The sequence below is a fragment of the Alicyclobacillus fodiniaquatilis genome (genome assembly GCF_042678105.1).
In the GTDB taxonomy this organism is placed as follows: Bacteria; Bacillota; Bacilli; order Alicyclobacillales; family Alicyclobacillaceae; genus Alicyclobacillus; species Alicyclobacillus fodiniaquatilis.
Genome location: NZ_JBHUCX010000017.1, coordinates 31,688 through 57,043, shown reverse-complemented (window position 1 = coordinate 57,043; position 25,356 = coordinate 31,688). Strand labels below are relative to the sequence as shown.

The 25,356-nt window shown below is 43.2% G+C and carries 18 protein-coding genes; 12 read left to right on the top strand and 6 right to left on the bottom strand.

What is annotated here, in order from left to right:
* Positions 1–42: 42 nt before the first annotated feature.
* The 3 genes from ACFSB2_RS05385 (at position 43) to ACFSB2_RS05375 (ending at position 7,751) form a co-directional block, all read left to right on the top strand.
* Positions 43–636: a DUF4352 domain-containing protein gene (locus ACFSB2_RS05385; RefSeq protein ID WP_377941923.1), complete on the top strand. Its 594-nt coding sequence runs from the start codon at positions 43–45 to the stop codon at positions 634–636.
* A 385-nt stretch (positions 637–1,021) separates the two neighbouring features.
* Positions 1,022–7,351 carry a polymorphic toxin type 8 domain-containing protein gene (locus ACFSB2_RS05380; RefSeq protein WP_377941920.1) on the top strand — a complete coding sequence of 2,110 codons (6,330 nt, stop codon included), beginning with the start codon at positions 1,022–1,024 and terminating at the stop codon, positions 7,349–7,351.
* A gap of 19 nt (positions 7,352–7,370) precedes the next feature.
* Positions 7,371–7,751, top strand: a complete 381-nt coding sequence (locus ACFSB2_RS05375) for a DUF2750 domain-containing protein (RefSeq protein ID WP_377941918.1) — start codon at positions 7,371–7,373, stop codon at positions 7,749–7,751.
* Here ACFSB2_RS05375 and ACFSB2_RS05370 read toward each other — a convergent pair.
* The 3 genes from ACFSB2_RS05370 to ACFSB2_RS05360 form a co-directional block, all read right to left on the bottom strand.
* Positions 7,748–8,014: a hypothetical protein gene (locus ACFSB2_RS05370; protein WP_377941917.1), complete on the bottom strand. Its 267-nt coding sequence runs from the start codon at positions 8,012–8,014 to the stop codon at positions 7,748–7,750. The genes ACFSB2_RS05375 and ACFSB2_RS05370 overlap by 4 nt on opposite strands.
* Before the next feature lie 200 nt (positions 8,015–8,214).
* On the bottom strand, positions 8,215–8,325 hold the full coding sequence (locus ACFSB2_RS05365) for a putative holin-like toxin (protein WP_377941915.1): 111 nt from the start codon (positions 8,323–8,325) through the stop codon (positions 8,215–8,217).
* Positions 8,326–8,838: 513 nt separating this feature from the next.
* Positions 8,839–9,669, bottom strand: coding sequence for a hypothetical protein (locus ACFSB2_RS05360; RefSeq protein ID WP_377941914.1), 831 nt, complete (start codon positions 9,667–9,669; stop codon positions 8,839–8,841).
* 284 nt (positions 9,670–9,953) lie between these two features.
* On the opposite strand from ACFSB2_RS05360, the gene ACFSB2_RS05355 reads away from it, so the two are divergent.
* The gene (locus ACFSB2_RS05355; protein WP_377941912.1) at positions 9,954–10,202 is read left to right on the top strand and encodes a hypothetical protein; all 249 of its coding nucleotides are present in this window, start codon (positions 9,954–9,956) and stop codon (positions 10,200–10,202) included.
* A 243-nt stretch (positions 10,203–10,445) separates the two neighbouring features.
* Here ACFSB2_RS05355 and ACFSB2_RS05350 read toward each other — a convergent pair whose 3' ends face one another.
* Both ACFSB2_RS05350 and ACFSB2_RS05345 read right to left on the bottom strand, forming a co-directional pair.
* The gene (locus tag ACFSB2_RS05350; RefSeq protein ID WP_377941910.1) at positions 10,446–10,556 is read right to left on the bottom strand and encodes a putative holin-like toxin; all 111 of its coding nucleotides are present in this window, start codon (positions 10,554–10,556) and stop codon (positions 10,446–10,448) included.
* A 130-nt stretch (positions 10,557–10,686) separates the two neighbouring features.
* Positions 10,687–11,901 (bottom strand): hypothetical protein, encoded by a 1,215-nt coding sequence (locus ACFSB2_RS05345; protein ID WP_377941909.1) that lies wholly within the window; start codon positions 11,899–11,901, stop codon positions 10,687–10,689.
* Between the two features lie 368 nt (positions 11,902–12,269).
* On the opposite strand from ACFSB2_RS05345, the gene ACFSB2_RS05340 reads away from it, so the two are divergent.
* From ACFSB2_RS05340 to tnpA, 8 genes are all read left to right on the top strand, one after another.
* The gene (locus tag ACFSB2_RS05340; protein ID WP_377941908.1) at positions 12,270–12,512 is read left to right on the top strand and encodes a hypothetical protein; all 243 of its coding nucleotides are present in this window, start codon (positions 12,270–12,272) and stop codon (positions 12,510–12,512) included.
* Positions 12,513–12,761: 249 nt separating this feature from the next.
* A complete protein-coding gene (gene iscB, locus ACFSB2_RS05335) occupies positions 12,762–14,039 on the top strand; it encodes an RNA-guided endonuclease IscB (protein WP_377941906.1) in 1,278 nt (425 codons plus the stop codon).
* A gap of 82 nt (positions 14,040–14,121) precedes the next feature.
* Complete coding sequence (locus tag ACFSB2_RS05330; protein WP_377941904.1) at positions 14,122–14,352, top strand: hypothetical protein; 231 nt, start codon at positions 14,122–14,124, stop codon at positions 14,350–14,352.
* Between the two features lie 66 nt (positions 14,353–14,418).
* Complete coding sequence (locus ACFSB2_RS05325; protein WP_377941903.1) at positions 14,419–15,792, top strand: hypothetical protein; 1,374 nt, start codon at positions 14,419–14,421, stop codon at positions 15,790–15,792.
* 137 nt (positions 15,793–15,929) lie between these two features.
* The gene (locus ACFSB2_RS05320) at positions 15,930–20,639 is read left to right on the top strand and encodes a hypothetical protein (protein WP_377941900.1); all 4,710 of its coding nucleotides are present in this window, start codon (positions 15,930–15,932) and stop codon (positions 20,637–20,639) included.
* A gap of 14 nt (positions 20,640–20,653) precedes the next feature.
* On the top strand, positions 20,654–21,157 hold the full coding sequence (locus tag ACFSB2_RS05315; protein WP_377941898.1) for a hypothetical protein: 504 nt from the start codon (positions 20,654–20,656) through the stop codon (positions 21,155–21,157).
* 121 nt (positions 21,158–21,278) lie between these two features.
* On the top strand, positions 21,279–24,335 hold the full coding sequence (locus ACFSB2_RS05310) for a P-loop NTPase (RefSeq protein ID WP_377941896.1): 3,057 nt from the start codon (positions 21,279–21,281) through the stop codon (positions 24,333–24,335).
* Between the two features lie 141 nt (positions 24,336–24,476).
* Positions 24,477–24,737 (top strand): IS66 family insertion sequence element accessory protein TnpA, encoded by a 261-nt coding sequence (gene tnpA / locus ACFSB2_RS05305; RefSeq protein WP_377941893.1) that lies wholly within the window; start codon positions 24,477–24,479, stop codon positions 24,735–24,737.
* Between the two features lie 154 nt (positions 24,738–24,891).
* Here the strand turns inward: tnpA and ACFSB2_RS05300 are convergent, their stop codons facing one another.
* Entirely contained in the window at positions 24,892–25,212 is a 321-nt protein-coding gene (locus ACFSB2_RS05300; RefSeq protein WP_377941892.1) for a hypothetical protein, read from the bottom strand.
* Positions 25,213–25,356 lie beyond the last annotated feature (144 nt).

Sequence of the window (25,356 nt, the reverse complement as noted above, 5' to 3'; positions counted from 1 at the left end):
CTAAAATCCTTGAGCTGGGATACTGAAAGGAACGATAACAATATGAGCATTCTACGTTGGGTGATTTTGGTTCCTATACTAAGCCTCTTATCAGGTTGTGCGGAAAATAACGTGAGCAATACAAGCCAACCTCTAATGTCTAAAAATACTCAACAAAAAATTAGTCATAGTCATTTTCCAATCATCTTCAAAACAGATACATTTACATATACCGTAAATTGGATTAAGTACCCGAAATCGATTCATAGTTTGACAGACACTGGTGCTTCAGCAACTGATCATGCGAAAGGAAAATATTACATGATATACATGCGTGCTAAAAACATCTCTTCTAAGATGCAAATATTAAATAATGAGATATACATCATTGCGGCCAAAAAGCAATATGCACTTGATGACAAAGCCACTTCGGACTTTGATTTTTATTGGATAAATCATGGTAGTCGCAATAATGGATACGATGACTTACTTAGCGAAGTTGCTTTTGACGGAACAATCTCATACTACCCAGGGGAATCGCATACAGGGTACCTGATTTTTGACTTGCCAAAAAACACGAATCACATCGAATTGAAGGTCAGAAAAAACGCGATAGATTTTGGACCATCTCGTTTTGTGACTGTCCGGCTACAATAATATGTAATATATTATATTTTCTGTTGCCATTTTAGATGTGATTCCTAGTCAACTTAGACGTCTTAATTTATCTAAAATCCAACTTGTGGTTCATCATCTAATCTATAACGCCGCCTTAAGTGAATTTACACCTCTTCGATTCATCTCTAGAAGTGCCCCCAATGTGCCAAACTAACTGAATAAAGGTCTTACATCCTTGTAATGACAAGCAGAATACTGATCACGTGGTAAAAGCCAACAACGTACAGACAACACAAGAAATGTTTAGAAACAGGTAGGTTTTTATTTTATATATTTTTCCGCTGATTCCCATCTATACTTTTCTATGATTCTTATCTAATATATCTGGGTGCATCATTTAAATTATACTAGGAGATGGTTTTTTTTGTCGGAAAGATCCCACATTTTTAGAAAGATCGGCATTTCATTTCTTGCCACGGCATTATTAGGTTCATTTGCTGCCTTATTCCCAGATGTGAATCCAGTTATGGCAAGCACCCAAACTTCCTCCGATCAACCTTCGAAGACGATTGAGGTTACCGCATTAGAAAACGGTTATACCGACGTATATCGAAACCCGGATGGAACAATTACAAGTGATAATTTCTTTACACCCGTGAACTATGAGGATCAAGGGACATGGCACCACATTAACACAAACCTAGTCCCTGATTCTAAAGGTGGATTCTCAGTAACCAAAAATCGTTTCACAACACAATTTGCGAAATCATCTGATGATTCGAATGTGGAAACGGTGGATTACCAAGGCCATCAAATTACGTTTACGCCTGTTGGTACGAGCATCGCCAGTAAACTCGGCTCTAATGTATTCGGAAATTTAAAATCAGTAACAGGACAATCTAGTCATAATAGTATTTCATATTCAGGGCTGTATCCAAATGTAAGCCTCGAAGAACAAGTGACAAGCCTAGGCGTTAAAGAAGTGCTTGTACTTAACAAATATACGCCAGGACTGCATTCTTTTTCGTTTGTTGTTAACGATGATGGTTTGACGCCCAAGATTCAAACTGACGGGTCAATCCTTTTTGAAGACAGTAAAGGTAACACGGTCTTCACAATGCCTGCTGGTTATATGCAGGATTCAAACATTGATCCCCAAACAGATGAGCCAGCGGAATCCAACGCAGTGAAATATAGTATTTCAACTGTTAGTGGGAAGACAATTTTGACTGTTTCCGTTGATGAATCGTGGTTAGCTAGTTCTCAACGTGTTTACCCTGTCTATGTTGATCCTTCCATCAATGTTCAGTCTCAATTATCAGATGCCTATGTTTCGAGTACCAACACTTCCACGAACTACAGTAGCTCGGCACTTTATGATTCTGCAACTAAGGACTATGACCTTAAGGTTGGAGAAACTGATTCTTCATCAACGGATAACTGGGCATATTTCAAGCTACCTTCAGCGGCAGACATGCCATTATTGGGGCTGACAGTAAAGTCGGCAACGTTTAACGTGTATTGTAACTGGTCCTATTCGTCTACCGCTGAACCGACGTATTTGTGGACGAATAATACGACCAATTGGAGTACCAGTACAGTCACTTGGGGGAGTAAACCATCACATGACTCACCTTCGTATGCGACAGCAACATCTGCAAAGGGGCAGTGGGCTTCTTTCAACATTACATCGCTGGCTCAGGAATGGTCAAACAATATCACTCCTGATACAACGTATGAACATACCCCGGATATGGGTTTCTTTTTGGACGAAGGTGGCAGTAGTCAAACCTATGCACATAAATTTGCTGCAGATGAAACTACGAATTCTGCAAATCGTCCATATGTAAAGATCACCTATGCACCACCTACATCACCTTGGGGTGAACTCGTCACAAATGATGATAGCCAAACCGGTTATGTAAATCTGTGGTGGAATCCAGTTTCGAATGCGAGTGCCTATTATGTTGAGATTTGGGATGGTCATCAGTACGAAGGCTTTAAAGTCGACGCAGAAAATAGCAATTCAGGTGTTCAAGAGTGGACATCCCGAAATAAAAACATTTGGCCGACTGAATCAGAGGAGCAATCAGGCGACTATTTGCTATATCATGCTGATACGTTAGGAAGTAATCCAGCACCAACGCCTGCAAATAACCCAGGCGATGGTGGAGATCTATCCATTAATCCATCTCCTGTGTATCACAATGCTGACGTTGCGAATCCTAGCCAACCTACGGATTATACAGGCACCCAGTACTATTATTTTCGTATTGCCGCTGTCACCTCGGATGGCCAAGTGACGGACATGAGTGACGCCTTTACACCAACTATGCAGCCATATACTGCTGACCGTGGACAAGCATCAACAATGATTCCGCTTAGTGTTGGGCAAGTGGATGCAGCTACAGGTAACTTTGTTTTACCGGAAACAGATGCGCAGCTAAATGGTTTGGGACCACAAGTATCTTTGGAGCGAACATATAACAGTGCTGGTGAACTTGCCATTGAGAATGGTGATGGTGAAAGTGGTTCTGCACCCGTTACTAGTTTTCTTGGGAACGGATGGGCAATGGGATATCAGACATCTATTGTTCCTGTAGGTAACGTGGCCGAATTATACGGACCTGACGGGAGTTGTTCTGATTTCTACTCTCAAATGGATGGTACTGATTATGCATCCCCGCCTGCACTACAAGATGAGACACTGAAAAACGACCCAAATGTAGCAGGGGGTTACATGCTTCAGTTACCAGACAATACAACAGAGTACTTTGATACTTTAGTCGCTGACGATTCTGGACCAGAACGCTGGGAATTGTCAAAAATTGTTGACCAAAACGGGAATGCACTGACCATTAATACGTCGGATGACACAACTAATGGTATATTCACCATTTCGAGTATCACTGATCAGAACGATCACACGACGACCCTGAATTATAATTCGGATGCACAACTTACAAGTGTAGTCGATCCTTCAGGTCATACATGGTCCTATAGCTACAATAGCAATGGTCAGCTCGCATCTGTCACTGACCCTCAAGGCAATGTAACACAGTATGGTTATACAAACGATGAATTGACCAGCATTACCGATCCGAACAGCAACACATACACCATTTCCTACGATTCGAATGGAAGGGTAACTGGGGAGACTGATCCATCTGGCAAGTCAGAGTCAATATCGTATGGAGCTAACACTGCGACATTAACAGACCAAAAAGGGATTGAAACGCAGTGGACATATGATCAGGATCACTACACAACCCAACAAGTGGTTGATCCTTCCGGGTTAAATCAGGTTACAACATACCAGAATAATGAGTTTGGTGAGCCTACAACAGTCACGGATGCTAACGGGAAAGATACGTACTATTCTTACAACGTTTTCGGGCAACTAATCAATACAGTTGATCCAGTAGATGATGAAACTAGCCAGACTTACACGTCATCATCACTTGGTGATATTGGAAATGATGTTACATCTGTTACAACTCAGTCTACAACAGGGAAACTTTTGGCCAGTATAACGCAATACGATTATTATCCATCTTTCACGGATCCAACGACCGGGAATACTCAGGACAATAATCAGGCTGTAAATCAATCACCAGTAGGTGTTGACACAACTACCGTATATGACTCTAATGGGAATCCAATATCGGACGTACAAGTACCGTTTGATAATGCGCTGAATAATAACAGCTTTGAGTCGTGGAACGGCACACTACCTACTGGGTGGACCGAAAGTGGCGCCAGTCATTCTGATATTAAATCAACGAATAGCTATTTTGGAGGCTATGCTTGGGGAATTTCAAACGCAACAGGAAATGTTGATTTAACGCCTACAAGCAAACCGGTCTCTCTTTCGAATGAAAGTTCCAATGGTGTTGCATTTGCCGTCTATGCCAATGCATCAAGTGTAGCTGCAGCAAATTCAACACACTTAAAGTTAGATTTCTTAGATTCTAGTGGTACCGTTTTAGGTTCCATAAATGGAACAAATTTAGGGGGGGCGGGACAATGGGAACAGTTAAGTGTAAGTGTGGATCCACAGGATGTTCCTACGAATACCGCTTCCTGTGAGCCTGTCATAGAAACTGATCCGACAGGTACTGATGAAGTAGACTTTGACGCGGCCGATCTAAATGCTCAATCGGAAGTCGTGCCCGATTATAATGCATTCACAAATGGTAGCTTTAATAGCGAGCTAACAAATTGGCAGACAGTTGGTACGGCTACACCTACAGCGACCGCAACGAATGCTTTTCCAGGTAGCAAGTATTCAATCAATATTGATGACCCTTCCGGTTGGAATGGGATTGAGCCGAGTGACTCTAATCAGTACATTCCCTATGTTGCAGGGCAAAAATATACTTTCGGCGGTTTAATTACTGGAACAAGTGCAGGAACCACTTATCTTGACCTGAGATGCTATGACAGTAACAAAAACTATATTGGTGATATTGGTGAGCCTACTAGCTATTCAGGTACGTTTGACTGGAGTGATGAACAAGTACAACTGAATGATAATGCGCCAAGCGGGACGGCCTACATTACACCAGAGGTACTTACCAATTCCAGTAGTAATGGGGACCTGTGGATTGGCGATCTATACCTAACAATGTCATCAGAAGCCACGAATAGTACGTACGATTCTGATGGGAACTTGTTAACTCAAACTGATCCATCAGGGAATGAAACGCAGTACGGTTATGATTCTGAAGGAAATAACACAAGCATTACCGACTCTGATGGAAATTTAATGAAAATGCTGTATGATGCGGATAACCAACTAATAGGTCAGACCTACGCAAATGGATTAAACGTCTCATACACATACGATGGTGACGGAAATATTACTAAGGTGTCCGAGACCTCAGCTGACGGCTCGACAACAAACACAGTTGGGCAAAATCAGTACAACAGTCTAAATCAGTTGACATCGTCGACAGATGCGTTGGGGAACACCACCACATACACTTATGATGATGATGGCAACGTAAGTACTGAGACATTGCCAGATAGCCATATCCTATCCAATACGTACGACAATGCAGGTAACCAAACTGCCCAAAGTGTGGATGGTACAACGGTAAATCAGTGGGCCTACGATGCAAACAATAACGTAACGTCAATTCAGTCTAATAATGGCTCAAAGACAAGCTTTACATTAGATGGCGACGGAAACATCACTAGCCAACAGGACAATACCGGATCTCAAACTTTCGGCTATGACAATGCTGATGGTAATATGACTTCGAGTACGTTTTCAGTCGGGAGCACTTCAGCAAGTACAAACTATCAATACAATACACAAGATGATCTGGTGAATTTGGCAACCGGTATTGCATCTGCCTGCCTTGGTTATAACGAGGCAAATCAATTAGCCAACATGTATTTTGGCAACGGTGTAAGCACGTCATACAACTATGACAGTGCTCATCGAATTCAATCTGTCGTCATTAGTGGCCCAAATGGCACAATTGGCGCGTTCAAGTATGCTTATGACCACAATGGCAATATTACGTCTGTTATCGACATGACGTCTGGAAAAGCATTGGCGACGTATACGTACGATGACATGAATCGCCTGTTAACAGAAACCGACGCGAGCGGTCAGGTGACTCAGTACACCTATGACCTGCATGGAAACATCACGAAGAAGACAGTTGGCTCAACCACCACCACTTATACCTATGATAATGATGATGAATTAACCGCGGTTAATGATCAGACTTACACGTATAATGCGGATGGAGAGTTAACCGGTGACGGTAAATACGCATATAAGTGGAACAGTCTTGGTGAACTTACGGAAGTGGACAATGCATCAACTGGCGACCCGGTTGCTACCTATACTTATGATGCATTGGGACGACGCATCAGTGAGACGGCTAGTGGACAAACCACTCAGTTCTTTTATCAAGGGCAGTCCACTTCGGTGTCATACGAGACGGACGGGGATGGAAACTTACTACGTTCGTACACTTACAACCAAAACGGTTTGCCGCTCACAATGACAACATGGAGTGATGGAACCGGAACGACCTATTATTATCATGAGAATGCCCACGGTGATGTCATTGCGATGACTGATGGTAGTGGCAATACAGTGGCACAGTACACGTATGACACATGGGGCAACGTCTTGAGCAAGTCGGGTGCAATGGCCGATTCAAATCCATATCGATATGCTGGTTATCGTTGGGACGATGCAGTGGGGATGTATTACCTGAACACACGGTATTACAGTCCGTCAACTATGAGGTTTATAAGCCAAGATTCCGCTAGTTCGTCGGTGAATCTCTACACGTATGCAGATGATAACCCAGTGAATGAAATGGATCCTACTGGCGAGTTTCCATGGGGATTCACCGCTGAATTCGCTGCTTCATTGATATTAGATGGTCTTACCGATGGGGCGGCATCAGAAATTTCTGTAGAATTAGTGGAGAATGAAGAAGTATCAGCTGCGAAAGCAGCACTCAGTAAAGCGGGGAGATCCGGAAAACAGGCTAGATTACGGGAGCTTGCTGATGACCCAAAACTATCAAGCTCTATTCGAGGAGAACTTAAAAGAGATATTAACATGATAAAACGTGGAAAACGAACGACTATTCGTGTCCCAAAGGGTTATAATTTGGCACATAAAAGAGGATTTGAAGCCAAAAAAGGTTACGGATACTCACATAGTGTTTTACAAGAAATTGGACTTCATCGTTTACAGCATAAATACGAAGGGTATTGAACAAGGAGGGATACTATACATGCATGAAAAGGAATTTAACGCAGTTATTTCTCTACCTGGTTCTAAACGATATGAGTACTTTATAAAGCAAGTGTGCGATAGACAGGAAGTGTGGGGGCTATTTAATAATGGATGGGCCATGGTAACGGATGATAATGGACAACTTTTAATCCCATTGTGGCCCAGAATTGAGTTTGCGGAGGTCTGTGTAGATTCAACCGAGTGGAGTGGATACAAACCGAAAGAGATCGACTTAGAACGGTTTGTTGAAAAGTGGATTCCTGGTATGGTAAACGATAAGGTTATGCCGGCAATCTTTATGACTCCATCGAATCGGGGTGTTGCTGTAGATAATAAACGTCTTTTGGAAGATTTAGAACAGGAATTAGAAAATTATTAATCTAAAATGAACGGGATGTTATTGTTCCTGATATGTTCCCCTGATGGTAGACATGCGAAATCAGCACCGCCGACCGCGCAGCCAACACGAGCAGATGTGGAGCCGAAGTTCACCACGGAGCCGCGCCCGCTGACAGCGCCGCCGACCATGCGGCCAGCGGGCGTACGCGTGGCGCTGAAGTCCACCACTGGGCTACGTCCGCTGGCGCGCCGCCGACCGTGTAGCCAACGCGACAAGCTAAGCGCCATGCGTTCATCGGTCAAATCAGCACTCCGTTGACCGTATAAAACGTAGGTGCTATGCTGAACATAACAAAAGGAGTCAGGTTGCGCCCTGACTCCTACGGTACATCGCCTTGAGTGACGGGGTTTCCCGCACTCGGACGACTTAAATCAGTTGCCACATAATGTGGCAAACCAAAAAGTCACCCCGAACAGGACGCTAAACCGTTACGGGGTGACTTTTATTTATGTGAACGAAAAGCGACTATGATCGTTACTATGAGTGTCAGGAGCGCAAGTAAGAACATGCCCCCCTGAAATGCTACCCCTAGTGCTTGATATGTCACGTACATCGTCCGACCTCCCTCAGTCCGAAGACTTGCGGGAAGGCGTCACCCCAGATTTAGCAAAGTACCGTATCTAGAGTTTACTACCAATTAACTTAAGACACTAGCATGCCTGCTAGATATTGTATATACGAGCCTGCTTCGCGCAGAAGTCTGCCATGGGGGCCACGCCAGCTGGCACACCGCTGACAATGCAACGACAGCGTAAACAAGTGATCACGGAAAATAAAGTTGTATACTCATTTTCCTCACTTAATGCTATGTACGTTGATCGACGTTTTTTGGCGGAACGATTAAAGTTATAAATTGGCGGATTTGGACAAATAAAGTCGTATACCGTCCGGAATACTACTCATCGCATATTTATACGGTTTTTTAGCGTTTTTTTAATATTCGCCCTCGTATGTTCAATAAGGAAACCTTCAATTAGTGGATATCTCCACTCCATTTGTTGGACCCTGCATCAAAATAAAGGGGTGTTTTGGAGGTACTTCATATCGTTTAAACTGAAATTTTATGTTAAATCCTCCAAATTGCCCTATTCATAAATTCGATTACCTTTTCGCCGCCTCTCTGAAAATCAGTGGGTTCCTTTCCTACCTTCGGTGGTGTTATATGAGCACCTCGACTAGAACTTTTTTCGTATACCACGATGTTCTGGAACTCACCCCGTTTTAGTCCCCACATTTCCCCTTTCCGTAAAGCTACGATGCACGCGTCACCCGTGATCGCTCTGGGAACCGCGTACTCCTTGATGAACTGGATTGCTTGTTTGGGTGATGTTAGCTGGTTATAGAGCTTCGGAGGTACCTGGTACTGCGACGAGTGGTAGGGGACCAGCTCTATAGTTGCGATCTCACAGGAAAATATCTTCATGATATCCAACATGCTTGATTCCTTATGTGTGTTCAAAACATGAAACATACATTGTTTCAACTTTTGATACCAATACTGACCACCAGGGGTCCACAAGAGCTTTGGATTCAAACAGATATTTGGATAACCATCGAAATCCCGTTGATAAAGCGTGTCTAAAATGACTTTGTGGACGTCATTATTTTCCTCAACGAAGTAATCCGATAGTCCGAATCCAGGGTTAAGCGATAGTATATAGATCGACGCCGTTTTAAGGTTCCCAATGTACGGTGCCGGCAACAAATTCAAATGCAATTTACCGGAGAGCAGTTTGTGAAAGTTCTTATCGTTCATGAAATCATTATGTGTCTTATGTGAACAAATGGTTCTTTGACGCTCAGTAATCACTGAGTCATCCGGGTGAACATTATATCCATTAGCATCTTCCTTGAATTCACGCCAAAATTCGATAAATCTATCTGCTGCTGTCCCCATTATCCTTCTACTCCTCTTTTCAGTTAATCTGTCCGTTCAATAACGATTTTACAAATCAGTTTATTTTTATACAGACATTTACTTTGTTTTTCAGTACACAACTATATTTTCGTGATCAGGTGCATTACCGTGGTTTCTTAAACAAAGTCATGTGTTCATCCGTCAAATTTATGTTCACAAATAATTTCAATAAAATTCTGATAAATATGTGTATAATGAATTCAACATCGAAATATGTCGAACATTGTCTAAAAAAACATAATGTATTCGGGAGTGGAGTAGAGATGAAAACGAAATTCAGTAAATGGTTAGAACAAAACGAAATTCAGCCAGCAGCATTTGCAAAGCGATACAGAATCGAATTAGAAACTTTAAAAGAGCTGATGTCCAATACAAATGCAGAAGTCACGCACGAAGAACGAAATAAATTACGCAAGGCCATAAGAGAAATCGACCCGACGGCGAATACGTACGACTTTTGGAGTGTTTCCCCATCCAGTGACGTTCAGAATTTTATTTTGGACGTTTCATAAAAGCGTACGCTTCAGTTCCCTTGAATTTACACTGCTGCGGACAAATCAACACTCCGTTGACCGTATAAAACGTAGGTGCTAAGCTGAACATAATAAAAGGAGTCAGGGGGCAACCTGACTCCTACGGTACATCGCCTTGAGTGTCGGGATTTCCCGCACTCGGACGACTTAATTCAAAGCCACATTATGTGGCGGATCAAAAAGTCACCCCGAACAGGCTCCTAAACCGTTACGGGGTGACTTTTATTTATGTGAACGAAAGGCGACTATGATCGTTACTATGAGTGTCAGAAGAGCAAGAAGAAACATACCCCCCTGAAGTGCTACCCCTAGTGCTTGATATGTCACATACATTCGTCCGACCTCCCACTGTGCGAAGACTTGCGGGAAGGCGTCACCCCAGATTTAGCTAGTACCGTACCAAGAGTTTACTACTAATGGACTTCAGACACTAGCATGCCAGGGGTGTTGGTATTTACCTATCTTAAATTGTGAGGTTCCGCACTCCTTCTTCGAAGTCCAGATAGCCGTTCTTGTTTAATGCATTATAAACGAATGTTCTAAACAGTTCTCTATGATCAATTGGTACTGAACTCTCGATGATCTCTCTATGTCCACTACCTCCAGCCAAATCGTCAGGGTAAATGCATTTAAACAGCGAATCGGTATTCAGTCCACAAGCGGGCCAGTTTGAGACGTGAATACCCGTTGCTACAATTGATGCGTTGCAATTAACCTGATTCAACCAGTTTGTTATGGCGTCAAACAACCTTAAATACTCTGATTTCACGTATTCAAGACTAAGTGAAGCTGACTCAGTTTCCAGTGATTTTTGAATATATAAAGATCCATCTACATTAACAGACAATGAAAAATCAACACGTGAATATTCGCCCAAGATTTCGATAAACGCGTAATTTACGCTAAAATTCTTTCGAAACTTTGAATCAAAGTAATATTCATTACTGTTAATGTACAACTGTTCAGCGAGGCTGAGTGCAGATATTTTCTGTTCGGATTCAAAAGGAGTAATGCTGTTTGAACACTTAACACCGACAGTGAGGGATGGTCCATCCATATGTGTCCTCATTGATGACATAGTTGTTTCGAATGAGCTGATGCGTGCAATGGAGTTTTGTACTGGAGATTCTGATTCTGCTGACTGATCACCGACTGATGGACGGTCTTCAATCCGATTGTCTTCCGCATATTTGGAAAGATGACGCATTATCTGATCTTTAAGTTGGATTTCATTAGAAAATTCATTCCAAAGACACTTATCTTGAATGGTTTTTTTGAATTCTAGGATCTTGGTTGCCGACTGGAGACCTTCTTCAGTTAAGGAGAAACCTCCATTGAAAAAGTACACCCATACTTCTTTATCTTGATCATGCATTTTTTCAATTTCTTCGACAGTTCCTGAAGGAAACTCACCTGTTGGCGTACCAATTCTCGTACCAAAAACTGCAATTGCCAAATCTGATTGCTCCAGAAGTTGGTCATTGATTGAAGACTGTGGTCTCTTTCCGTAAGCAGGTGTGACATGGTATTCCCACATAACAGGTAAAAAACACTTACCAGTCCGAGTCGAATTTGCTAGGTTCCACTCTGATAGGGTTTCCTGAAGCAGATTTCTATTCACAACTGCGTCACTGGGTGATGAAATCAATACTCTATATCCAACTATTGAGAACGGCACGCTAACTCCTCCACGCAACCTTCTTGCTTATGATGGGCTGTCGATAATTCGAACCCGCTACTTGTTTAAATAATAATACACTTCCCTTGAATTGACACTTTTACATTGTCAAAAAACTCACGTGTGGTATAATATACTAAATTAAATCGAACGGTCGGGCATAAAAATAGCCCCTGCTGGTGCTTCCAACACCAACAGAGGCGCTTGCCCCTCTCAGATCCAGCCTGAGAGAGACTTGAGACTATTTTAGCGATTTTTGCTGATGGCCACAAGACCCACGTCCATCCATTTCTGTCAATGACAGCCGGACGTCTCTCAGATCACATCTGGGGGCGCTCCGGCTGTTATGGTTTTAGGAGGAAAAATGGATGGATATCAACATGGAAGGTCTCAAAGCAAATGTCTATCTCGATACACAGGACGTATTACAGGTATTCGCGAAATTGGGGCCTGAAGAAGTGGCAATGTATGTTTTGCTTGAGGCGGTGCAGCAGCCAGTGAGTCTAACGCGTCTATCGGAGTGGAGTCACATGTCTAAGGATCGCGTGATCTCGCTTTGCAGCCGCCTGGGGATGCTACAGCTCGGCATCGACCCACCGATCATGTCATAGACCCACGGCTAAAAGCCGGTGGCTTGTAAAAGCCCATCTATGACCAGCCTAAGTTCTTCAAGCACTACGTTCTAGAGGTCATGACACCTACAGATGCTTCTCCAGTCCGTAGCCCTGTCGTCCAGTATTAAAAGTCTGCTTGGGGTAGTAGGCGGTGTGCTGGACATGACAAGCCTCTTGAACATTGGCGAGGAGAGATGAGTCTAGTGCTCACGTTACCGTCTTCGGGCGAGAGAGGAGTTTATCTCCGTGGTATTTGTACTGAATCAGAACAAGGCTCCACTTCCTCCCTGCCATCCTGCGCAAGCGAGAAAGTGGATTAGTTCAGGCAAAGCAACGATTCACAGGCAAGTCCCGTTTACCATCCGACTCAAAAAGCGTGTTGAGTCGAGAAACAATGGGTTCTATCGGATCAAGTTAGATCCTGGTGCCAAGACGACGGGCGTTGCCGTTACAGTCGAAACAGGAAACACTGCAAAGGTTGTTTTCTTAGGCGAGTTGCAACACAAAACGGACATCAAAAGCAAACTTGATACACGTCGTGCACTTCGTCGAGGGAGACGGAATCGGAAGACCCGATACCGTCAATCGCGCTTTTTGAATCGCAAACGCAAAGAAGGTTGGTTGCCACCTAGTTTAGAAGCTAGAGTCAACCAGACGTTCCAGATGGTTCGTAAGCTGACCTACATAATTCCATTGCAAGCAATCAGCATGGAATTGGTTCGATTTGATACACAAGCACTCCAAAATCCAGAGATTTCAGGGGTGGAGTACCAACAGGGAGAACTCATGGGCTATGAAGTAAGGGAGTACCTGTTGGAGAAATTCCATCGTGCTTGTGTGTATTGCGGAGTTAAGAATGTACCGTTGGAAGTAGAACATATCATTCCCAAAAGCCGTGGCGGAAGCAATCGGATTTCTAATCTTGCATTGTCTTGTCATGAATGCAATCAAGAAAAGGGCAATCGAACCGCAGAAGAATATGGACATCCAGAGGTTCAAGCACTTGCGAAGAAACCGCTCAAAGACGCGGCTGCTGTCAATTCAACTCGTTGGAGACTATTTGAACGACTGAAAGAGTTTGGTTTACCAATCGAGTGCGGTACAGGTGCACGGACCAAGATGCAACGAATTCAGCACGGCTTGCCGAAAGAACACTACTATGATGCACTGTGTGTTGGAGAAAGTACACAGGAGTCGTTTTCAAAGATGCCGACAGTCGTACATGTCTGGTCAGCCAAAGGACGAGGATGTCGTCAGATGGTCAACAACGATAAGTATGGGTTTCCTCGTGGCAAAGCGAAGTCAGCAAAACAAGTGTTTGGATTTCAAACAGGTGACTTGGTTCGGGCGAAAGTACCAAAAGGGAAATATGCTGGCATGTGGAATGGTCGAGTCGCGGTACGTGCAAGAGGTTCGTTTGATATCTTCCAAGACGGTAAGCGAGTAGCTCAAGGTGTTTCTCACCGATATTGCAGGGTCATCCAAAGAGCGGATGGTTGGCAATACGAACAAAAGAAAATATAAGTTATAGTAAAGTTTTTCGAGTGTCTAGAATTGTTGGAAAAATCATATTCGTGCCTAAGGTACAGGAGGTGTAATCGGAATTATGGACGATTTTAAACTACTTGTTCGCAAGATTGTGCATGAAGAACTTCAACAAATTGGTTTAACTGAAGAAAAGAGAAACTCTTTAACTGCTATCGAAACTTTAAAAATTTCTGTGGCGATTCGTGAAATTAAGACAATAGTTGAAGGATTAGAGAATGAATTTGCGGAAATCGAAAGTTTAAAAAGAGAGCTTGACAGTTTAGAAAGACATTTGGGTATAACTGAATAGTCATACCCATAAAACAATACTTGTTATACTGTAAAAAAATGAAGAAGAAAAAATGGGGGAATAAACATGAAACTAAAAAAACTATCCTATACTCTTTTCGCATTATCGAGCACAGTATCGTTGACCATGATGCTTGAGCCGTCATCAGCTATGGCGGCTTCATCTCTTCATAAAATGCAGAAATCTGAGATTGTATTAAATGGAAAAGTCTTTTCGAACCAGTACAAGTTCGTTGGTGGCTCTCCGACTACCACATACATGCCCGTTTACTATGTCCAGCACTTAATCAACTCAGCACTCGAAATAACGTCGACTAATGACGTCTGGAACGGCACAACGCACACCTGGTCGTTGACTGTCACTGATAAGACTCCAAAGATTATCTCGAAGGGAAATGGAGCGGCAATAACACTCAACGGTACAACGATTGAGAACGCGCCAATCATCACGGACGTTGACCCTTCGTCGGGTAAAGAAACAACGTTTATGCCGATATGGTATGTGCAGCAACTTCTCAATCAACTGCTGAATCTTTCATCCGGTACTGACAAGTGGAACGGTGGAGCCGCAACGCCAACTTGGACGATCACTACAAAGGCGACTGACAACACAGAGTCGCAATCGGATATGGCGACCCAAATGTGGTCTGTTCTAAATGCGAGTTCATGGGATGTAAATAGCCATCCAAGTCCGTCTGCAGTTGGGGTAACGCCCAGTTCAACTGATCCTGTAACTGCTGGGGATATAGCAACCTGGTTGGCCGACTGGGCTGCCCAGGCAAAGGGGTATAATGATCACCCCTACAATGACGATAGCGATGTGAGTTACCAGCCATGGTCTTTGAAGTATGAGGCATCTCAAGATGCCTATACCTGGGCTAAGATCAACGGACTGTATCAAGGTACGAGCGTTACAAATGCGAACTCATCGATCACAACCAGCGAATCAGCAGCCGTAATCAGCAATCTCAAGTGGTGGATCAATGGATATAAGAACCTAAGCGGTGGATGGACGCAGCTCCACCTCCCATTTTACTCCAATTACGAGAATTGGCAAAATGTCGCAAGTGGAGCGTTCAGCCAATCTCAGTATGACGAAAACATGACGGATACCACGACTTACTATGATGAGTTGGAAGTCAAGCAATCGGGGTCCAATGTACTTGTCAAATTACCAAATGCCCAAAAAAGTAACGTGGTATGGCAAGTGGTGGATGGCACGTATACCTGGGGATACTCTCATGGCACATCAGGAGCAGGCTTCTACGGCGGAGATACTTTAACGGTGCCGACTAACGGCCCTGGAATTGGCATAAGAATAGCCTCATTGAATTTTGATGCACAAGGAGCAGTTATCGACTATGTTGGTCAAGAGCAAAATATAGATTTTAGTAAACCTTTCAGTGTGGAAAATGGTCAATATCCCAAATCTAGGGAATGATTCTAAACGAATAATTATGGCCAATCCACTAGGGTTGGCCATTTTTTATTTTGGTCATTGTAAAAATATACTTTAATAAAGATATAACAAGTATTAAAATACAGTAATGCTGATATGTTTATGAAAGGGAGAACACAATGGGCCGAAAGACGAAACTATGGGCATCTTTAGGTCTTGCTGCGCTTGCGGGCGTGACAGCAGTAAGTGTCATGATACAAAGCGCGTTTGCCTATTCGGTTTATCCAGCATCAGGACAGCTTGGATACGGTGTACTGGTGAAGCCCTACGGAAACTACGAAATAGACGGCGGAGACAGTGTGTTGATGCATTCAGCTGGCTATCCAGAACTCGATAATCAATCTGTCAAAATGATGAAGACATATGGCATTGTCGATGGGGATTCTCTAGGAGAGCAGCAGTTTACTCAAGCAGATGTCCAGGGGGAGAACGCGGACAACGGCTATTTGTTAATCGGCAGTGAAGCTGCCGGCAGTAGCAACTTAAAAGATTGGGTGAACCGTTTGGGAGGCAATCTGTCTTACGTCGAGCAATATTTATCACAAAATGGGTTTAACGACATGACAGGGCAAGACCAGACGAACTTTAACACATTTGAATTTGCTTCATTCTCCGCTGTCATGACGGCTTGCGCGGCATCGGTGACCGAGAACGATGAGACGGCAACTGGGCAGACGGATGCCGAGGGGAACGAGATATACAAGTCGGTTCGGCACATACAGACCACGAATCCGCCGACAGCAGATAGCATCAGCATCAGCGGCTCCGGGACGGCCAGCACGAAGCTGACGTTAACTTCCACAGAAGACATTCCCTCAGGCGACTATACGCATCACTACGATGCCGTCAAAGTGACAAACACGTCTACGGGTGAGTCCACATGGATCGTCGGTGTAGACGACTCTGATATGAGTGATATGACCACAGAGAGTGGGGGAGACGGGAAACAAACAGATTCGATTACGCTAGACACGTCTGATTTGGTTTCTGGAGACTACTCTGCTTCTTTTTTTGTTAGGGATGGGGTTGATCGTGTATCGTCTGAACCGGCAACTACTACTTTTTCAATTGGCGGGGATATTGGAACGGGGAATACGATCCAATTATCTGCAAATCCAACAAGTTTAAATGTAGGCCAGTCAAGCACGCTTACTGCAACTGCTTCGTCCATATCAGCAAACGACTACATTAAGATTCTTGACAGTGCACTGGACAACACACTACCTGGAAACAAAAGCTCTTATTCAGATGGTGTAATAGGTGAATCAAACCTAACAACGTCAGCTACATACGATAAAACTGGATCCGTGTCTTATGTTGCCCAAGAAATAAATAAGACAACGGGCGCAATCGATGCACAGAGTCCTCCGGTAACCGTTACCTGGACTGCGCCAGCTGTCAGTATCACACTCTCACCATCTTCGGATACACAGGTGCAAAGTGGAACCCCAGTCACAATATCGTATCAAACGACAGGCTTGATTTCTGGGGAATTTGTCGTGGTACAAGCCATCACAAATAACGGTGCAAAAGATGTCTGGTATGATTCCGGAGATAAGAATGCCTCAAACTTTGAGTACGAAACAGAGAGTCCGGTCAATGGCGCGTCTGTCAGTGTGCGCTATGTGGCAACGATTTATGATGGCGCGCTTGATAACTTGGCCACAGCTTATTCGGGGACGATTATGTGGGTCAGCCAAAAGCCTACTATCACAATCACTGCAAACCCACAATCCAATGTCCCAGGTGAACCAGCAGAAATACAGTACACAGTTAATACATTGTCGCCTGGAGATACGATTTCAGTTGTTGGCACAGGTGGCACTAAACCGTGGAATGTTTCGAAACAGACTAATTATGTTGAGCAATATCAACAAATAGAAAACCCAGCTGCAGGACAATCAATCGCAACAAATTACACAGCTTACATATATGACTCTAGCGGAAATGTAATCAGCTCTTCGACAACATCTGTGAATTGGACAAATGATTGGAATGGGACAATAAATCTTACGGCCAGCCCAACGCTTTTGCAAACCTATAAGAGTACAACTTTAACGGCCACCACCACGCAGGCAATTCCATCGGGTTACTCTTTAATTGTAATGGATACGACAACAGGGCAGACCGTTGGTGCATCTTCAAGCTCGCCAGCAACCGTCCAGTACACCAATGCAAACGCAGAAACAGATCAATTCGAGGCTTTCATAACCGACGGTTATGAAAATCTTGGCCAACCTTCCAACACAGTGTCCGTGCAGTGGGTCGGAGCCAGCGTAACAGCATCACCAACACTTTTGCCAATTAACCAAACGAGTACGGTCACAGCGAATGACCAAAACAAGCCTTCAGGTGATTGGCTTATCTTGTTTGACGAAACAACAGGGCAAGTGCTTGGCAGTACACAAGGGGCCAGCATATCTTCTCAGCAAACAGAGAGCACTGCTCAAACAGAAAAATATATTGCCTATGTTTCGACGAGTAAAGATGTGTCAGATGCTTACGTGACTTCTGATACCGCAAGTGTTGATTGGTACGGAGTCACCCTCTCTGCAACGCCTGTTTCATTGCCTGTCGGTACTTCTACCAAGTTGACAGCAGCGACGCAGAATCTCCCGGCTGGTTATGTGCTCAATATTGAAAATCAAACCACGGGTAAGGTGCTAGCAGAGGGCGATCTGAGCCAGACGACGTTGACTACGACGGACGCTCAATCGACTCCGCAGACAGACAAGTATATTGCGACGATTGTTAAACCCCCAAAGACAGGGTACGGTCTCTGGGCTGCCGTTACTAGTCAAGCTGACATGTACTCAACAGATTATAATTGGAGCTATTTCGATCCCACAGCTACTCCGGACGGAGCAGCAGTGTACGAAGATGGGAAGTGGATTTCAGAAGGGAACCCGAATGATGATCCAGATGTAACATCATTGGTTTATGATGCCCAAGACGGTTACACATGGGCTGGGACCGCTAACTCGGGAGTCGCGTATTGGGATGGAACTAAGTGGGTCAACGCTGGCGCTCCATCGGATAGTTCATCAATTGTAAAGTTGATTTACAACTCGTCATCTGGCCAAGTGTGGGCACAGACAGCGACAGGTATCAGCTACTGGAACGGGAGCAGCTGGATTGAAACGACGTTTCCCACTTGGAGTGGAGCTGAACCTGCTTATCTCACCACTGGACCAAATAACGAAATGATTATGATTGTTCAACAGTGGCAGGCTAAAGCGGAAATAGATGTCTGGGATGGTACGGAATGGACCACCAAGTTCACATTCGATCTTTCAGCCGATATTCCTGGGACCTGGGGACTAGATGGTGTCGCCTATTCAAATGACCAACTGTATATTATCGAGTACTACGAAACAACGCATAAAGGATCAGCGAGTACAGTTCGGCAGTCATTCGAGAATATATATGGGACTCAATTTTCTACTTTGAGTTCTACCTCAAGTTGGACAGAAGATAACGTGTATTACCAGTTCGATTGGAACGACTATAACGATTACTATTTCGACGAGCTTCAAACTGGTGGAGAATCTGGTAGCGGAAATATCAATGGAACCACTGAATTTCTAGGTACGTCACCATCTGGGGACATTTATATTCAAGTTAACGGATGGGTTGAGGGGATCAGCGTCCGTGGTGGTGGATTAATTGAGGCGAAGCCAGAGCAAGAGCCAATCTACACGTGGAATGGTTCTACAAATGTTATAACAGGTTATCAGACTGAACTTGAGACCGAAAATGGGGAATCCGAACCACAGTGGTCATGTGGACAGTCCATCTTTTATACACTTCCACAAGCATTTGCGACTGATGGAACGAACGACTACGTAGGATGGTCTCAGGACAACTATCCCGGAATTGAAACGTACGATGTCACGGAGAATTATGGAGATCAAAAGAGTTCATACCCTACAGGACCCGCTATGGGGCCCACGGACAACAATGCATCAAGTGTTACTGCTTTGGCATGGAATTCAAACACAGATGAGGATACGGCGCAGGCCACGCCTTTGCAGACGTCCGACCCTGTCTCGGTTACGTGGTATCAATGGCAACTTAGTCTCAATGCTGACCCAACAAAGTTACCAACTGGATCGCCAACTACGCTGACGGCAACATCAAGTGGTGCACCAAGCGGGTCATATATTGAAATTTACGATGAGACAGCAGACAAAGTAGTGGGGACAAGCGCTGCCGATGCGACTGATTACAGCACAACTTATACAGAATCGGCGCCAACCACAGATATATTTGTCGCTTATTTTATCGACCAGGCTTCCGGAAATCAGTTGCAAAACAGCAACACACAGGACGTACAGTGGACACAGATACCACTTACTCTGTCCGATGCAGAGGTCTATCACACTGACGCATGGTTGGCCAACCTAAATGCGTACAACAAGAAGTATCAAACCGTAGACCCATCTTTAGTTCGCTCTTTATCGGATTTCTGGGCCGGAGAAGAATTGAAATTCAAAGTGCTTCCGTCTATCAAATCCATTTCAGAAGCTCAAGTGACGATTGATGGATTACAGTTAAGCCCGTATGCACCGGCTAACCCACCTGAAAACTTCTGGGGGCCAGTAACTATTCCGCTGACGATGGATCCATCTACTGGTTATTTAGAAGCAAACACGGATCCATCATGGCAGCCATGGCTTCAATATATCGAGGACGGTACCTATCAGGTTTCTTTTAATGTGAAAAGTGACGATAATCAGGTCGCTAGTGCCACTGCAAGTTTTACTATTGATGCACCATGGGCGGGTAATGACCCACGGAGCTATTATCACGAACATCAAGCATATTAAGGGGGATATTGAAAATGAAATGGTGGATTGGAACGCTTGCGCTCATCGGATTTCTTACTGGATGTGGCACAACAAATACACACCTGGTATCAGCTCACAGCGTTCAAACAGCTTTACCAAAAGGCGTGGAAAACTCACTTTCCGCGCCCAAGGCGCGCATGCGTAAAGCAACATCCCTTCCCGTAAAACGAGTAGCATTTCATAGCCTTCAAAATGATGAAAATGTACTTTACATAGCACCAAACGAGGTTTACGCTATCCAACAATTTCGGAGTATTTGGGGGCATTTGAAAATAAAGCCGACCGTGGTTTGGACCGACTCAGATAAGGCTGCGGCGATTCAACTCTGGTCAAAAGAGGGTTTTAAAAAGGATCCATTGCCAAGCAATAAAACGTTTTACAGTTCCAGCACACCACCGACGCCAGATGCTTACCATAAGATAAAAAGCGGGACTTGGGACGAGGAGCCAGGCATTTTGTCAGATGCAAGTACAGGATATTGGATCAAATTTTTTTAATTAAGGTATTATGTTCTTATGCAATTTGTTTCCGGTAATCTAATTGAAATAAGCAACATGAGAGTGATTTCCCAATTGCTTTTGTGTTTCATTTACACACAGGATATTACGGGGGTAAGTTATGGAAATTCCATTTCAATTACGACAAGCGATGGAAGATGGAACTTGTGTATTGTTTGTTGGTGCTGGTATGGGGCATTATATGGTTGATGAAAATCAAAATGCCATTCCTGATGGAACCGCATTAGCAAAGAAACTCACTGAAAAATTTAGCGTACCTGTAAGCGGTGATTCTTACGATCTCACAAAGGTTTCACAGTACATTGAAATGAAACATGGCGGTAGAACTCAGTTAGTAGCTTTTATCCGCGAATGCCTTATAGATGCGAATCCAAGCGATAGTTTCATGTGGATACCCTCCGTTAAATGGAAGGCTATCTTTACAACAAATTATGACAATGTAATTCAGAAAGCTTACGATCAGTACCCTTCACCGAACCTAAATTATGTAACCATTACTCGTTCAACGGGAATTAAGGATTTTGATCCAAAGCTTGAATTACCCATATTCCACTTGCATGGTGCCTTATTTGAAGAAGGAAGTCCTAATATTATTATCACTCAACAGGATTATGTTAAATTTAAGGAACAAAGGAGAATGATGTTTGAGCACTTGAAGCATTACATGGCTGCTTCTTGTGTATTGTACATCGGGTATTCTCATAATGATTCTAATTGGAATAGCCTTCTTACCGAGATAGAAGAAGAATTTTATCCAGCGGATATTCCTGTGGCATATCGAGTAGACCCATATACATCCGCTTTAGACACAGAACTATTAAAAGCAAGAAATATTATTACGATCAGCCAAAAATTCGATGAATTCGTAAATGATGCGAAATTACAAGTGGTTACGTCAGATGCACAAAAAATATCTCTTGAGGAGTTACGTAGTCATATACCTGTAGATTTTAGAGATAGTGAGGAACTAAATCCTGCGTCTGCTTTAAGGCTTTTTTCGTCCTGGGATTATGTGAATAATGGTTTGGAAAACGGGCAGTTAAAACCTGATGTACACAACTATGTTCGAGGAGATAAGCCAACGTGGGGAACAGTATTTAATGATATGTATTTCACCCGCGACGTTGAAGATGAAATGTATGATTCTCTGTTGGATTATGCTACTGAAACAAAAAATCGTACAAGAGTTTGTATGTTGTCTGCTCCGGCAGGTTATGGCACATCAACTTTGCTTATGGTACTTGCTTCTAGGCTCGTCAAAGACAGAGCAGGACAGGTATTTTTTCACCGCAATCCTACAGAGCTTAGAGAAGGTGACGTGTTTTACGCATTATCACTCGATTCCAGTCAGAGAAAGATTTTTTTTATCGATAACGCAGCTGACTATACCAATATAATTCGTAGAATACTTTTTAAGGCCAGGGAATCTAATCATGCGGTTCTGATAGTTCTAGGTGATCGAAGAAACGAATGGGCACAGGCACGCACTCAAATCACAGGTGATACTTTTGAAATTCAACCTTTGAGTGATACCGAAATTGAGAGGCTCATTGACTTTCTTTCAAAATACAACGAGCTAAATAAATTGGAACATTTAGATCGGGAACACCAAATTGCTGCTATAAGGAGAAATTATAATCGTGAATTGTTGGTATCCGTACGAGAGGCGACAGAAGGAAATAATATAGAAGCTATTATAGAAGATGAATACTTTGGTATTAAAGATGAATTTTCTAGAAGAGCATATGCAATTATATGCTGTTTCCATCAACATGGTTCCCTACTTCGAATTGAGTTACTTTCCAGTTTATTAGAAGTATCGGTTGTTCAACTATACGATAAAATCAAAGGATTCCTTGACGGGGTTGTGCAATTTGAATGTATTAACGAACGAAGAGGAGAGTACGCCGCCAGGGCTAGGCATCGAATTATAGCATCAATTGTATGGGAACGATGTCTCGACGCAGGTACTCAGGATGAGATAATCCATCTTGCTGTTGATAAAATGAACATTTTGCACAGGTTAGACAAAGCTGCTTTCGAAAGTTTCATTAGATCTGACAGATTTGTTGATTCTCTTAGGACCCTCGAAAGTAAGATCCGTTTTTTTGAAAAGGCATGTAAGAAGGATCCCGACAATCCGTATGTCCGTCAACACTATGCCAGAATGTATGTAAGATCTGATATTGAAAGTTCCGCTCTCCGGACAATTGAGGAAGCTATACAAATGAATGGCTCTATCCGTTCGCTTTATCATACGAAAGGATACATATTGTATCATATGGCAATGTCTTCAGAGAGTACTGAGGTTGGCAGGCGAAGACTTGTTCAAAGTGAAGAAGCGTATTTTACAGGCTTGAAAATTGACGATAGAGATGAGTACATGTACCAAGGATTGGCACAGTTGTATCTTGGGTGGGTCAGCAAACAAAAGGACGGTGAAGAAGAAAGAACAATTTACCTTGCAAAGGCAGAGGATATTATAAATAAGGGATTAAAAAAGTCTAGAAATAAAGAGGGTTTATGGATAGAATCGTCAAATGTTGACAAGCTTTTAGGAAACAATTTGGGCAGAATTCATTCGTTGGAAAAGGCGGTTAGTGATGCCCCGGGTAGCATTATATCTCGCTATCTGTTGGCTAAAGCGTATAACTTTAATAGTCAAATTGACAAAGGCATTAAATTGTTATCCGAACTTACCAGAGATAATCCTGATGAATATAGACCGGCAATTGAGTATGCATTATCAATTATAAGGTCGGGTGGAACTATGGATAATGCAATAGCTGTTCTAAATCAAAGTACTCTTTATGGCTATTCAGATGCCTATTTTGTCGCTACCTTCGGAGGATTATTATTCTTGAATAAGGAATTTGAACGAGCTGACGTAGTATTTAACGAGGCAATAAGACGTGAATTTTCCAACGCAAGACATATCTTGTTCAATCCAATGGATGTTGGAATGCAATGTGATTACAATGCGATTGTGAAGTATGTTGGAGCTGGCCATTCATATGTACTTATAAATGGGTTCCCTGATATTATTTGTCCATCTTCCAAATATCACAAATTAATCATAGAAAGGGGTATGAAATTAAAAGTTTCTATAGCGTTTACTCCATTACGCCCTGTGGTCAAAGAATTGCATAAAATTTAAGCATAGGAGGGAGTGATTTGTTTCACTCCCTTGTCGTTTGAAATGAAACCAAAAATCTCCCGTAAGCGTCAAATTCCCCTCACCTAGCGAGGCTGGCCAACCCCTGAAAGAATGTGGTTAAAACCTTTCAAGGGCATCGTTATGATTAAAGCGAATTTGGTGCAGTTGCGTGAAACTTGGTGGGAGCGTGTGACCGCGTTCCACAACAGCGGACAAAGTGGCGTAGCGTGGTGCGCCAACCATGGTATCAAGGAACATCAACTGTGGTACTGGGTGCGTCGTTTTCGTGAACCTACCTCAACACCTTCCTCTTCGCCTGACTTTCTTCCAGTGCAGATCCCGAAATCCCTTTCGGTTACGAACACTTTCTTGCTGGTTCGAGTCGGAAGCAGTCGCGATTGAAGTGCATCCGGGATATGACGCCCAATTGTTGCTCGACCTAGTCGGGACGCTTACAGGTTAATGCTGAGCAACATCGGTCCAGAGCAGCGAGTCTATCTAGCGTGCGGTGTCACAATCTCCCCACCACTGATTAGCGTACAAGTTGATTTGTTTGTTAGTCGTTGTCGGATTCTTTAGGCATACCGATGTGCAACATACTTTCTAAAGCGACATTCGTAAATACTTTAAGCGTGTATTGATTTCGTGCACAGAATAGTTTGACATCAGTTAGGAGGTCTTTTCGGATTTCTACAGTCACTTTTTCATAGTTGCTTTTCATGGTATTCATTGTTTTTAACAATTGATGTAAAATTTCCTCGGCTCTTTTTTCGTCGCCACCATCTATCGAATTTTTTAATTCAGTCCAAACGCCGGTAGTTTTTATATAGTCAACAGTAGCTTTAGTTTCTAGCTCTCCAGTACCATTTCGTGGCATTCTTCTACCCTCCAATTGTTTTTTTGAATAAAGTATAACCTAAAACCACAATTATATCCTTGTTAAACATTAACGCAAACAGAACAGACTGTATTTATATACTTGTTGCAAGATATATAAAGTCATATAATACGGGTGTATATT

Bases quoted from the DNA above. Each gene is read 5' to 3' on its own strand.
- tnpA (WP_377941893.1), top strand. From the start codon at position 24,477: ATGATTAAAGCGAATTTGGTGCAGTTGCGTGAAACTTGGTGGGAGCGT.
- ACFSB2_RS05355 (WP_377941912.1), top strand. From the start codon at position 9,954: ATGAAAACGAAATTCAGTAAATGGTTAGAACAAAACGAAATTCAGCCA.
- ACFSB2_RS05330 (WP_377941904.1), top strand. From the start codon at position 14,122: ATGGACGATTTTAAACTACTTGTTCGCAAGATTGTGCATGAAGAACTT.
- ACFSB2_RS05340 (WP_377941908.1), top strand. From the start codon at position 12,270: ATGGATATCAACATGGAAGGTCTCAAAGCAAATGTCTATCTCGATACA.
- ACFSB2_RS05315 (WP_377941898.1), top strand. From the start codon at position 20,654: ATGAAATGGTGGATTGGAACGCTTGCGCTCATCGGATTTCTTACTGGA.
- ACFSB2_RS05360 (WP_377941914.1), bottom strand. From the start codon at position 9,669: ATGGGGACAGCAGCAGATAGATTTATCGAATTTTGGCGTGAATTCAAG.
- ACFSB2_RS05320 (WP_377941900.1), top strand. From the start codon at position 15,930: ATGGGCCGAAAGACGAAACTATGGGCATCTTTAGGTCTTGCTGCGCTT.
- ACFSB2_RS05375 (WP_377941918.1), top strand. From the start codon at position 7,371: ATGCATGAAAAGGAATTTAACGCAGTTATTTCTCTACCTGGTTCTAAA.
- ACFSB2_RS05385 (WP_377941923.1), top strand. From the start codon at position 43: ATGAGCATTCTACGTTGGGTGATTTTGGTTCCTATACTAAGCCTCTTA.
- ACFSB2_RS05365 (WP_377941915.1), bottom strand. From the start codon at position 8,325: ATGTACGTGACATATCAAGCACTAGGGGTAGCATTTCAGGGGGGCATG.
- ACFSB2_RS05310 (WP_377941896.1), top strand. From the start codon at position 21,279: ATGGAAATTCCATTTCAATTACGACAAGCGATGGAAGATGGAACTTGT.
- ACFSB2_RS05350 (WP_377941910.1), bottom strand. From the start codon at position 10,556: ATGTATGTGACATATCAAGCACTAGGGGTAGCACTTCAGGGGGGTATG.
- ACFSB2_RS05300 (WP_377941892.1), bottom strand. From the start codon at position 25,212: ATGCCACGAAATGGTACTGGAGAGCTAGAAACTAAAGCTACTGTTGAC.
- ACFSB2_RS05325 (WP_377941903.1), top strand. From the start codon at position 14,419: ATGAAACTAAAAAAACTATCCTATACTCTTTTCGCATTATCGAGCACA.